7 protein-coding genes and 1 pseudogene are annotated in these 12,464 nt (G+C 53.0%); all 8 read right to left on the bottom strand.

The features are described from left to right. Positions 1 to 5 precede the first annotated feature (5 nt). The 8 genes and pseudogenes from infB to rseP all read right to left on the bottom strand — a co-directional run bounded on the left by infB (position 6) and on the right by rseP (position 12,373). A complete protein-coding gene (gene infB, locus NST69_RS17375) occupies positions 6 to 2,663 on the bottom strand; it encodes a translation initiation factor IF-2 (RefSeq protein WP_342550191.1) in 2,658 nt (885 codons plus the stop codon). Next, positions 2,661 to 2,979 (bottom strand): annotated as a pseudogene (locus NST69_RS17380) (YlxQ family RNA-binding protein); the annotation flags it as partial. The gene infB and the pseudogene NST69_RS17380, both read right to left, overlap by 3 nt. Further along, a complete protein-coding gene (locus tag NST69_RS17385; RefSeq protein WP_036692616.1) occupies positions 2,972 to 3,280 on the bottom strand; it encodes a YlxR family protein in 309 nt (102 codons plus the stop codon). The pseudogene NST69_RS17380 and the gene NST69_RS17385, both read right to left, overlap by 8 nt. Positions 3,281 to 3,310: 30 nt before the next feature. Then, positions 3,311 to 4,408, bottom strand: coding sequence for a transcription termination factor NusA (gene nusA, locus NST69_RS17390; RefSeq protein ID WP_036724723.1), 1,098 nt, complete (start codon positions 4,406 to 4,408; stop codon positions 3,311 to 3,313). A gap of 26 nt (positions 4,409 to 4,434) precedes the next feature. Next, positions 4,435 to 4,902, bottom strand: coding sequence for a ribosome maturation factor RimP (gene rimP, locus NST69_RS17395; protein WP_036724721.1), 468 nt, complete (start codon positions 4,900 to 4,902; stop codon positions 4,435 to 4,437). A 191-nt stretch (positions 4,903 to 5,093) separates the two neighbouring features. After that, positions 5,094 to 9,425 carry a PolC-type DNA polymerase III gene (locus NST69_RS17400; protein ID WP_342546535.1) on the bottom strand — a complete coding sequence of 1,444 codons (4,332 nt, stop codon included), beginning with the start codon at positions 9,423 to 9,425 and terminating at the stop codon, positions 5,094 to 5,096. A 130-nt stretch (positions 9,426 to 9,555) separates the two neighbouring features. Further along, the gene (gene proS / locus NST69_RS17405) at positions 9,556 to 11,004 is read right to left on the bottom strand and encodes a proline--tRNA ligase (protein ID WP_036724718.1); all 1,449 of its coding nucleotides are present in this window, start codon (positions 11,002 to 11,004) and stop codon (positions 9,556 to 9,558) included. Between the two features lie 94 nt (positions 11,005 to 11,098). Beyond that, a complete protein-coding gene (gene rseP, locus NST69_RS17410; RefSeq protein WP_036724717.1) occupies positions 11,099 to 12,373 on the bottom strand; it encodes an RIP metalloprotease RseP in 1,275 nt (424 codons plus the stop codon). Positions 12,374 to 12,464: the final 91 nt, after the last annotated feature.

Genomic DNA, 12,464 nt, shown 5'->3' on the forward strand with positions numbered 1-12,464 from the left:
TTCGCTTAGCGCTCTACCGTTTCCATGATGAATGCTTCGATGATGTCGCCTTCAAGGACATCATTATAGCGTTCCAAAGTTATGCCACATTCATAACCCTGTGCCACTTCTTTTGCATCATCTTTGAAACGCTTCAAGGTGTCGATTTTGCCTGTGAAGACAACGATACCGCTGCGGATCAGGCGCATTTCAGCATTGCGGGTAATTTTGCCGTCGGTAACCATACAACCTGCGACACTGCCCACTTTGCTGATTTTGAATACGTTGCGCACTTCAGCGTGGCCGATAACGTTCTCTTTAAAGATAGGATCAAGCATGCCCTTCATGGCACTTTCGATCTCTTCAATGACATTGTAGATGATGTTATGCAGACGCACATCCACCTTCTCCTGCTCAGCTGCCGCTTTCGTCTGGGCATCCGGACGAACGTTGAAGCCAATCACAATAGCATTGGAAGCTGCTGCCAGGGTAATATCGGATTCTGTAATCGCGCCGGCACCGCTGTGAAGGATCTTCACGCGTACGCCTTCCACTTCGATCTTGGCCAAGGAGCCCTTAAGCGCCTCTACCGAACCCTGAACGTCACCCTTGATGATTACGTTAAGATCCTTGATCTCGCCGTCCTTGATGTGCTTGAACAGATCATCCAGCGTAACGCGGGTGTTCGTGTTCAGCTCGGACTGGCGCTGCGATGTAGAACGTCTGTCAGAGATTGCGCGTGCTTTACGCTCATCTTCGAAGGCCATGAACGGATCGCCCGCCTGCGGCACCTCGGTCAGACCGGTAATTTCCACTGGAGTGGAAGGTCCCGCTTCCTTGATTTTGCGTCCCTTGTCATTCACCATGGCACGTACGCGGCCGAAGCAGTTACCCGCTACAAATGCGTCTCCGACCTTCAGTGTACCGTTCTGTACGAGAATACGGGCAACCGGTCCACGGTTCTTGTCAAGCTCAGCTTCTATAACAGTACCGCGTGCCCGTTTGTCCGGGTTCGCCTTGTACTCATTCACTTCGGCAACGAGCAGGATCATTTCCAGCAGCTCTTCAAGGTTAATGCGCTGTTTAGCCGACAGGTTGACGAAGATTGTATCGCCGCCCCACTCTTCCGGCACCAGCTCATAGCTTGTAAGCTCCTGCTTCACCTTGTCAGGGTCTGCGCCCGGCTTATCGATCTTGTTAACTGCCACAATGATCGGAAGTCCGGCTGCCTTGGCATGGTTGATCGCTTCTACGGTCTGAGGCATTACGCCGTCATCTGCCGCTACAACGATAATCGTCATATCTGTAACCTGGGCACCACGGGCACGCATTGCGGTGAACGCTTCATGGCCCGGAGTATCAAGGAATGTGATTTTCTTATGATTAATCTCAACCTGATAGGCACCGATATGCTGCGTAATTCCGCCTGCTTCGCCGCCGGATACATTCGTGGAACGGATGGCATCGAGCAAGGTTGTTTTACCATGGTCAACGTGACCCATGATCGTTACAACCGGTGGCCGTGTCATCAGATCGTCTTCGGAATCATTCTCTTCAACGGTCTCGAAGCTGTCTTCATCAACCGGAATCTTCACTTCTACTTCTACGCCGAATTCGCCGGCCAGCAGCAGAATCGTATCGATATCAAGCTCCTGATTGATGGTGGCCATAACCCCCATCGAGATCAGCTTCTTAATCACTTCCGAAGCATCCTTGTGAAGAAGCTTCGCGGTTTCACCCACGGTCATGCTGCCACGGACAATGATCTTCTTAGGTGTGTTGTCAATCTTCTCACGATATACGGTCGGCTGGTTTCTGCCGCGGTTGTTCTTGCCGCCACGGCCGCGATAGTTGCCGCCCTTGTTGTCGTCGTAACGTTTCTGGCCGCTGTTGTTGCCGCCAGGTCTGCCGCCAGTGGTATTCTTCTTAGGACCGTCATTGCGTGAGAAACCTCCGCCTGCATTGCCTTGACCTGACGGACGGTCACCTGTACGTGGTGCGCCGCCTTGTCCTTGCGGACGGCTGCCAGTAGAGCTGCCCTGTGGGCGGCTTCCGCTAGTAGAGCTGCCTTGTGGACGGCTTCCGCCAGTAGAGCTGCCTTGCGGACGGCTGCCAGTGGAGCTGCCCTGTGGACGGCTTCCGCCAGTAGAGCTGCCTTGTGGACGGCTTCCGCCAGTGGAGCTGCCCTGTGGGCGGCTGCCGGAGGAGCTGCCTTGCGGGCGGCTTCCAGTCGAACTGCTTTGCGGACGGCTGCTGCTTGAACTGCCCTGCGGGCGGGAATTCTGAGCGGAGCCTGATGTTTGTGTTCTGCGGGAATCTTGTCCGCTTTGGGGCCTTGGGGACGTCGTCGATTGGTTGTTGTTTTGGTTACTGTTCATACCTACCTGCTTTTCCGAATGAATTTTGTTGGTATTCTGAGCACTGCGTACTTCGGCGGTTACCGCACCGGTAGTCACTACCGGACGGCTGCTGGTGCCGTTGTCCCGCTTGGCTGCAGCGTTTGACTTGATGTCCTTGAAGAATTGTTCAACTTTGTTCACGGAGCCATTCTCCATGACACTCATATGATTATTCACCGGGACATCCAAACGCTTCAGAATGGTAATAATTTCTTTACTGCTCATGTTCAAAGACTTGGCATATTCGTATACGCGCAGCTTATCCTTATTATCTTCTTTAGTCAATAACTCCACCTCCGACAGTATCTCCAAGCGTTCTGGAGATCATTTCCGCGAATCCTTTATCCGTAACGGCCAGCACCACGCGCTGGTCCTTACCAATACTTGCACCGAGTTCATCCCGGTGAAATGCGATTACTAGTGGAATATCGTAGGTTCCGCATTTATCGCGGAACTTCTTCTGGGTATTATCTGAAGCGTCACCTGCCAGGACGACCAGCTTCGCCTCTGAAGACCGCACTGCCTTAAGCACAGCCTCATCGCCGGTGACAATCTTGCCTGCTCTCATCGCAAGCCCTAAATAAGAAAGTGTCTTACTCATTGTCCTCACTATCCTTCGCTGCCAAAAACTGCTCCTCCACGGATGCAAAATCCCGGGCAAGCTGGGCATAGATTTCAGGACTGACCTGACATTTCAATGCCCGGTCAAGTGCTTTGGTCTTCTGTGCTAGCTTAAAGTATTCCAGTTTACCGCAGATATAAGCGCCACGGCCCGACTTCTTGCCTGTCAGGTCGATCAGCACCTCGCCTTCAGGCGTTCTCACCACGCGAATCAGCTCTTTCTTGGGCATCATCTCCTGGCTGGCAACGCATTTACGCAGCGGCACCTTTCTTTGCTTCATAACAAAGCACCTCCCGTCAGTCAGCATTCATTAATCGATGGAGACGGAATCCTGATGCATTTCATCATTGGACGATCTGGGTCTACCGTATTCCTGCTCCGCCTGCGTCTCGCTCTTGATATCGATCTTCCAGCCGGTCAGCTTGGCGGCAAGACGGGCATTCTGCCCCTTGATGCCGATAGCCAGCGACAGCTGATAGTCAGGAACAATGACGCGGGCCATTTTCTCAGCTTCAAAGACTTGAACCTCAAGCACCTTGGACGGGCTAAGCGCATTGGCTACATACTCCTGCACCAGCTCGGAATATCTGACGATATCAATCTTCTCACCGCGAAGCTCAGTCACGATGGTCTGTACACGTGTGCCTCTCGGCCCTACGCAGGAGCCCACCGGGTCCACTTCAGGATTGCGTGAGAACACGGCGATCTTGGAGCGGAAGCCGGCTTCGCGGGCAACGGAACGAATCTCCACCACCCCGTCAAAAATCTCCGGCACCTCCAGCTCGAACAGACGCTTCAGGAGACCCGGATGACTGCGGGACAGCATGATCTGCGGTCCTTTGGTCGTGTTCTCCACCTTGGTGATATAAGCCTTGATGCGCTCGCTCTGCTTGAACTTCTCTCCAGGCATCAGCTCGCTCAGCGGAAGAACCGCCTCGATTTTGCCAAGATCCACATAGATATTGCGCATATCCTGACGCTGTACAAGGCCGGTAACAATATCATCTTCCTTGTCGATAAAAGCGTTATAGATCAGGCCGCGTTCCGCTTCACGGATACGCTGGGTAACCACCTGCTTCGCAGTCTGGGCGGCAATGCGGCCGAAATCACGCGGCGTGACCTCCTGCTCGGCGATGTCCTCCAGCTGGAAATGCGGGTTGATCTCCCGGGCAGCCAGGAGTGAGATCTCGGTCCGTGCATCGAGAACCTCCTCAACAATCAGCTTGCGGGCAAACACCTTGATTACGCCTGTGTTGCGGTTCATATCCACACGCACATTCTGCGCCGCATTGAAATTGCGTTTATAGCTGGAGATCAGCGCCGCTTCGATGGCTTCGAACAGCACATCCTTGCTGATGCCTTTCTCCCTTTCCAGTTCATTCATAGCTTCAATAAACTCCATACTCATGAAATTCCGGTCCCCCTTTCAAGACGTTAAAAAATAATGGCCAATCTCGCACTGGCGACCTTGGCGTAAGGTACCACATGTTCTTTTTTGCCCGCGGAGATGAGCAGTTCCTCGTTCTCGAACGAGAGCAACCGGCCTTCGAATTCTTTGAGTCCTTGAATCGGCTCATAGACCGTTACATATACGTCCTTGCCCACTGCCTTGGCGACATCCGCAGCTTTCTTGAGCGGACGCTCAGCTCCCGGCGAGGAGACTTCAAGGAAATACGCTTCGGAGAACGGATCATTCTCATCCAGCTTCTGGCTGATATATTCGCTGATGGTACCGCAGTCATCGATATCGATGCCGCCCTCTTTGTCTACGAATACGCGCAGAAACCAGTTGGAGCCTTCCTTCACGTATTCAACGTCCACCAGTTCGAAACCATTGTCCTCGAGATAGGACCCGAGCAGCTGCTCTACCGTTTGTTTAATTTTGGATTTGGGTGTGCTCAAAAGAAGATTACCTCCACGAACTTGTCTTTTGCTATATACCAAAGATAAAGAGTGGGTTTCCCCACTCTTTACACAACGGACTTATCTCATTATTACCAAAAAAATTATACCATAGTGAGGCAGCACTGACAAGTACCAGCCCTTGACTCCCCTTTTTAAAGGACTCTATATGCTATCACTTAAGCCAGTTGTTAGAACAGTGAAAGCTGGTTGCTCTCCGGCAATCCCCGGAAGCAGCCCATTCCCGTGAGCAGCTCAATCACCGTTTTACTGGCCTTGGATTTCTGCTGGAAATCCTCAATGGAGAGGAATTCTCCTGCGTCCTTGGCAGCGGCGATATTAATCGCAGCATTATCCCCGATTCCCGCAAGCGAGGAGAATGGAGGAATCAGGCTCGTACCGTCTACCGTAAATTTGGTAGCGTCCGAGCGGTACAGATCAATGTTCTTGAAGGTGAATCCGCGTGCGGTCATCTCCAGGGCCATCTCCAGGACCGGAAGCATAGCTTTTTCCTTAGGCAGCGCCTGGAAGCCCTTGGCTTCGATCTCTACCAGCTGGCGCGCAATGGCTTCGTAGCCTTTGCAGCACAGCTCGATATCGAAATCCGCCGCGCGGACCGAGAAGTAAGTCGCATAGTATTCTATCGGATGATACAGCTTGAAGAAGGCTGTTCGCACCGCTGAAATAACATAAGCCGCGGCATGGGCCTTCGGGAACATATACTGGATTTTGAGACAGGAATCAATGTACCACTGCGGCACCTTGCAATTCTTCATCTCTTCAATCCACTCCGGCGGCAAGCCCTTCCCTTTACGCACGCTCTCCGTAATTTTGAAGGCCAGACTGGCATCCATGCCGGCCTTATAGATCAGATAGAGCATAATATCATCACGGCAGCCGATTACCGTCTTAATGTTGCAGGTGTTGTTCTTGATCAGCTCCTGGGCATTTCCCAGCCACACGCCGGTTCCATGGGACAGCCCCGAAATCTGCAGCAAATCGGCAAAGCTGGACGGCTTCGCTTCGACAAGCATCTGGCGGACGAACTTCGTCCCCATCTCGGGCACTCCATAAGTGGCTACCGGGGTGCGGATCTGATCCGGCCTTACCCCGAGCGCATCCGTAGAGTTGAACATACTCATCACCTTCGGATCATTCATTGGAATGGTCGTCGGGTCGACGCCAGTCAGATCCTGCAGCATCCGCATCATCGTCGGATCATCGTGGCCGAGAATATCGAGCTTGAGCAGGTTGGCATCGAAGGCGTGATAGTCGAAATGGGTGGTCTTCCACTCGGCTGTCACATCATCCGCCGGGAACTGCACCGGAGTGATATCTTCGATCTCCATGTAGTCCGGCAAAACAACGATACCGCCGGGATGCTGCCCCGTACTGCGCTTCACACCGGTACAGCCGGCGGCAAGCCGTCCAACCTCCGCGCCGCGCCAGCGCTTCTGGTGATGCTCCTCATATTTCTTAGTGAAGCCGAAGGCGGTCTTCTCCGCCACCGTACCGATGGTTCCCGCGCGGAATACATTGTCCGGACCGAACATTGTTTTGGTAAAATTATGGGCGTTAGGCTGATACTCCCCGGAGAAGTTAAGGTCGATATCGGGAACCTTGTCCCCTTTGAAGCCCAGGAAGGTCTCAAACGGAATATCCTGCCCTTCTCCCTTAAGCTTGCCGCCGCAATCCGGACAGTCCTTATCCGGTAAGTCAAAGCCGCTCGGCACACTTCCGTCCAGGAACCATTCGCTGTGCCGGCATTCGGAATTGGTGCAGATATAGTGGGCCGGAAGCGGATTAACCTCCGATATTCCAAGGAATGTTGCCACTACCGACGAGCCTACCGAGCCACGGGAACCGACGAGATAACCGTCCTGGTTCGACTTTTTGACCAGCCGTTCCGAGATTAGATAGTTGGCGGAGAACCCGTATTTAATAATCGGGGCAAGCTCCTTCTCCAGACGGGCAACCACAACCTCCGGCAGCTCCTCGCCGTAGATCGATTTGGCAGTGTCATAGCAGGTATTGCGGATCTCATCATCCGCACCTTCAATAATAGGTGTGAAGAGATCGCTTGGGAACAGATCGTATTCCTCGAACCGCTCAGCCAGCTCAACAGTATTCGTTACCACGACTTCCTTCGCTTTGGCTGCACCCAGGTATTCGAACTCGTCAAGCATCTCATCGGTTGTACGGAAGTGGGCATCCGGCTTGTTCTGGTCCTTCAGCGGACTGAACCCGGTAATCCCGTGTATCGTAATATCGCGGAACAGCTTATCGCGCGGCTCCAGATAGTGCACATTCCCAGTGGCTATCACCGGCTTGTTTATCTGCTCGCCAATCTCACAGATTTTACGCACAACTCCCCGCAGGTCCTCAGGGCTCGCTACGAACCCTTTATCCACCAGATGCATGTACATGGTCAGCGGCTGGATTTCCAGCACATCATAGAACTGGGCAACCTCAATCGCCTCTTCTACGGTCTTGTTCAGCACAGCCTCGAAGAACTCGCCCCGCTCACAGCCGGATATGACGAGCAGTCCGTCACGATGCTCTTCAAGCTTCGATTTGGGAATGCAGGGTACCCGCTTGTAGTACTCGGTATGCGACATGGAGATCAGCTTGTAGAGGTTCTTTTTGCCGATGGGATTCAGTGCATAGATGCCGCAGTGAAACGGCCGCACATTCGACAGGTCATTGCCTACATAATCATTCAGCCGGTCCAGCCGGGTCATCCCCTTCATCTTCTCCGCATCGGCCAAGAGACCGTTCAGAATCCCGCCCAGTGCTATCGTATCATCCACCGCACGGTGATGGCTCTCCAGCAGTACCTTGTACTTGTCAGCAAGCGTATTGAGCCGGTGGTTCTTCATTTTGGGGAAGAGCAGACGCGCCAGCTCCAGCGTATCCAGTGAAGGATTCTGCAGCTCCGGCTGCCCCAGCTTCTTCAGAGAAGCTTGAATGAAGCCCATATCGAACCGAGCATTGTGAGCAACGAGAATGCTGTCTCCTACAAACTCCACGAATTCCTTAAGTACCGGTTCCAGATCCGGGGCATCCTTGACCATTTCATCCGTAATGTTCGTCAGCTGCTGGATGTGGTAGGGAATTTTCTCATGCGGATTGACAAAGGTGGTGTAGCGGTCCAGCTCCTTGCCTTCGCACATCTTGATCGCCGCAAGCTCCGTGATGTTATTGCGTGTGATGGACAACCCCGTGGTCTCGATGTCGAAAACGACATAGGTTGCCGTCTTAAGCTCCAGCGGCTGCGCATTCTCCACGATATTGACCGCGTCATTGACGACATTAGCCTCGACACCGTAGAGCATCTTGAGCTTATGCTTATGGGCGGCATGATTCGCATCCGGGAAGCTCTGAACATTGCCGTGGTCGGTAACTGCAAGTGCCGGGTGGCCCCATTTCGCAGCTGTTTTGACATAGGCATCAATCGGTGCTACCGCATCCATCGTGCTCATAGTCGTATGCAGGTGGAACTCCACGCGCTTCTCCTTAGCATTGTCCTTACGGGCAGGCGGTGCCGATACCTCGGTCAGATCCGAAGGAATCATCACCAGCTCGGGAATCTGCATGAACCGGTCATATTCCACTTTGCCGCGCGCCCGGACCCATTTGCCGTTAGCCAGCTGACCCATGATCTTCAGCTCTTCCTTGGTCTTCGCGAACATCTTCATCTGCAGGGAATCTGTAAAGTCTGTGATGCAGAAGGTGAACAGCGTATTCCCGTTACGCAGCTCCTTGCTGTCCAGCCCGAAGATCGTCCCCTGGATTGTAATCTTCTTCTCTTCATCCTGAATCTCCAGAATGGAGACGGCCTGCTCCTTAATGTCATTCCCGATCTGAAGCTTAATGACCTCGCCCGGGTCCCCCGCTTCTTCAGGCTCGTCCGGCTCACTGTTCATCATCATCAGCTCTACCAGCTCACGCTGCTCCTGCTGGAGCTTCTGCTGGAATTCCTCATAGGCATCCGCTTTGTTTTTGGTCTCATCCTCGGACATCTGCAGCTTGACCTTGAGAGGGAGCGCGAAGTATTTATCATAATATTTAATTATGGCGGCTTCGATACCCTTTTTGCGGGCCAGTTCGAGCGACATGGAATCGTTCAGGCTTAGGATGAGCGTGCCGTCCTGCAGCTCCTGGCTGGAGCGCGTCAGCCAACCGTTGACGGACGGAATCTCACGCTGGACCCACTCCAGGAACATGCCCCAGTACTCCTGTACAATATCAGCTCTGCTTACAGTATCATCATATAGGAACAAGAAGCTGACCTTGGCAATATGCTGCAGCTTCTCACGCATTCTAAGGATAAATGCCCGGTAGGTCTGGGCGGGAATCAGGGTTGTCTTCGCAATCACGATATGCCAGTCATGGTTGCCGCGGCTAATCTCCACCCGTTCAATCTGTCCGTCTACAAAATAGGGATCAATCATAGCAGGTGGAATCTCCCCCTGCTTCATCAACAGCTCAAACCTCTTTCTTCTCTCCACGTTCTGCTCCATGCATTCCCCACCTAACTCGGCAATAATTGTAAGAAAAAGCCTCCAGCTTAAAAAGCATTGGGTACTTGCGGCCCGCCGACTCCTCTCGCCAGAAGCTGATATAAAAAAATAACAAATATAAGGTTGCCGATTAATATGCTTTGGCAAATACAACCGTATGCTGAGCAGGCTTGCCGCAGCAAATACAGGTCTCTTTCGTTTCTGACGGGTGGAACGGAATATTACGGCTGCCTGCGCCGGTCTCTTCCTTGACCTTATCTTCACATTCCTCAGAGCCGCACCAGCCTGCAAGCGCAAAGCCGCGTTTCTCCTCCATGGAATCCTTCATCTGTTCAAGAGTGTCTACGGAATAGAAATGATCCTCACGGAATTTCAGTGCCCGCTCGTACATTTCCTGGTGGACCTGCGCAAGCATCGCATTCACTTCTTCAACCAGGTTCTCCTGCTGAATGACCTTCTTCTCGCCGCTGATCCGGGATACGAGCACGCAGACGCCATTCTCCATATCACGCGGTCCAAGCTCCAGACGGACAGGGACGCCGCGCATTTCATATTCATTGAACTTCCAGCCCGGGGTTACATCCGCACGGTCATCTACACGCACGCGGATTCCGGCGCTCTTAAGCTCACCAAACAGTTCGTCGGTACGTCCGATGACTGCTTCGCGGGTCTTAGGCGGTCCGATTGGAATCATAATGACTTGCGTAGGCGCTACCTTCGGCGGCAGAGCCAGTCCGCGGTCGTCACCATGCACCATGATGAGGGAACCGATCAGACGCGTGGTAGAGCCCCACGAGGTGGTATGTGCATGTTCCAGTACATTCTCCCGGTTCAGATATTGGATATCAAAAGCAACCGCGAACTTGGTGCCCAGATAATGTGAGGTAGCGGCCTGTACAGCCCGTCCATCCTTCATCATCGCTTCAATGGAATACGTATCCACAGCACCGGCAAACCGCTCGGATGGCGTCTTCTGTCCGGTCACTACCGGAATAGCCAGAAAGGTCTCCACGAAGTCGCGGTAGTTATCAAGCATCTTCATCGTTTCTTCGCGTGCTTCCGTCTCATTCTCATGCGCGGTATGGCCTTCCTGCCAGAGGAATTCTGTCGTACGGATAAACGGCAGGGTACGTTTCTCCCAGCGGACTACGTTGGCCCATTGGTTGATCAGCACCGGAAGGTCTCGGTAAGACTGAATCCACTTGGAATACATATGGCCAAACATGGTCTCGGACGTAGGGCGGATCGCCAGACGTTCTTCCAGCACATCGCCTCCGGCCTCAGTAACCCAAGGCAGCTCCGGGTTGAAGCCCTCCACATGTTCCTTCTCCTTCTGGAAAAAGCTCTCGGGAATGAACAGCGGAAAGTAGGCGTTCCGGTGACCGGTCGCCTTCAGGCGGCGGTTCATTTCCTCCTGAATATGCTCCCAGATTTCATAGCCGTCCGGTTTGAACACGATACAGCCGCGGACCGGCGAATAATCCATCAGGTCCGCTTTTTTGATAACATCGATATACCAGCGTGAGAAATCCTCGCCCTGCGGCGTGATCTCTGTAACGAACTGCTTGTCTTTGGCCATGTGAAGAAATCCTCCTATTATTCGCCCCTCAGATTGCACATTAGGTGTGAAGCCCAATCAAATGCATCGTGGGATAAAAAAGATATGACATCCGTCAGCCGCTTATGAGGCGTAAAATATCATTATACGTAACAGCGATCATCACCAGGAACAGCAGGGCAAAGCCTACAAAGTGGACCATGCCTTCCCGGCTCGGGTCCACCGGCTTGCCGCGCAGTGCCTCAACACCCAGGAATACAAGCCGGCTGCCATCCAGTGCAGGAATCGGCAGAAGATTGAAGATCCCCAGATAGAGGCTGAGAATAGCCGCCCAATAGGTCAAATACTGAATCCCCTGCTGGGCAATCTGCCCGGTCAATTGGAACGTGCCCACCGGCCCGGAGATATCATCCATATTAAATTTGTTGATCAGCTGCTTGAAGCCGATAAAAATCAGCTTGGTGGTGTCGACCATAGCAGTACCGGACTTGGTAATTGTCTCCCCCACTCCGGCCTTGCGGGTAGGAAGCTCCGGCGTAATTCCAACCTTGCCGCCTTGCTCCCCTTCCATTCCACGGGGAATCATGGTCACATTCAAGGTCTCTTCGCCGCGCTTCAGCGTCCAGTTCATTTCTTTGCCTTTGGAGGCTGAAGTCAGCTTGATCATCTTCTGGTAATCTCCGCCGATGGCCTGCCCGTCCACAGTGACGACGATGTCGCCCTTCTGAAGACCTGCTTCCTGCGCAGGCATCCCTAAGCTGACATCACCGATCTTCACATAGGTCGGATTCTCCACCGGGATTCCGGCCATCTGCAGATGAAGTGCAAATAGCACAAATGCCAGAATGAAGTTCATCACCGGTCCGGCCAGGATCGCTATCGCGCGCTGGCCGACGGTTTTGCTGCCGAACTGGCGGTCTTTGGGCGCAATTTGCGTCTGCTGGGTGCCTTTGATCATCATCGCCTGCGGATTCACATCATAGGTGGTCACTTCACCATCTACATCAAGGCGGATCTTCAGTTCATTCTCCAGATCCGTGAACTGTGCTTCGCCGCGTATAACATTTCTGCGCGTATCCAGGGAATCGAGGTAAATATTCTTTACCTTGTTATCCTGGCCCAGCCGGACAGCAATGGTCTGCCCGGGGCCGATCTCAACCATCTCCGGGTCTTCGCCGGCCATACGGGCGTATCCCCCGAAGGGCAACAGGCGGAGCGTGAACTGGGTTTCACCGCGTTTATAAGAGAACAGTTTCGGACCGAAACCGATCGCAAATTCCCGTACAAGAATTCCGGCGCGTTTGGCAAAATAATAATGTCCCCATTCATGGACAGTCACCAGAACAAAGAACATAAACACCGTTAAAAAAACAACTCTTACCATCTCCATAGCGCAACATTCCCCCTTAAGGTGTAAGACCGAAGTATGTCCTCTTAATTTATCATTATTCCAAGGCAGGGCACAAGAGAATCAACAGTCC

The sequence above is a fragment of the Paenibacillus sp. FSL P2-0089 genome (assembly GCF_038595095.1).
In the GTDB taxonomy this organism is placed as follows: Bacteria; Bacillota; Bacilli; order Paenibacillales; family Paenibacillaceae; genus Paenibacillus_AQ; species Paenibacillus_AQ silagei.

What these genes read in the sequence shown, in the direction of transcription:
- nusA (WP_036724723.1), bottom strand. Translation starts at nt 4,408, where the DNA reads ATGAGTATGGAGTTTATTGAAGCTATGAATGAACTGGAAAGGGAGAAA.
- proS (WP_036724718.1), bottom strand. Translation starts at nt 11,004, where the DNA reads ATGGCCAAAGACAAGCAGTTCGTTACAGAGATCACGCCGCAGGGCGAG.
- NST69_RS17385 (WP_036692616.1), bottom strand. Translation starts at nt 3,280, where the DNA reads ATGAAGCAAAGAAAGGTGCCGCTGCGTAAATGCGTTGCCAGCCAGGAG.
- NST69_RS17400 (WP_342546535.1), bottom strand. Translation starts at nt 9,425, where the DNA reads ATGGAGCAGAACGTGGAGAGAAGAAAGAGGTTTGAGCTGTTGATGAAG.
- rseP (WP_036724717.1), bottom strand. Translation starts at nt 12,373, where the DNA reads ATGGAGATGGTAAGAGTTGTTTTTTTAACGGTGTTTATGTTCTTTGTT.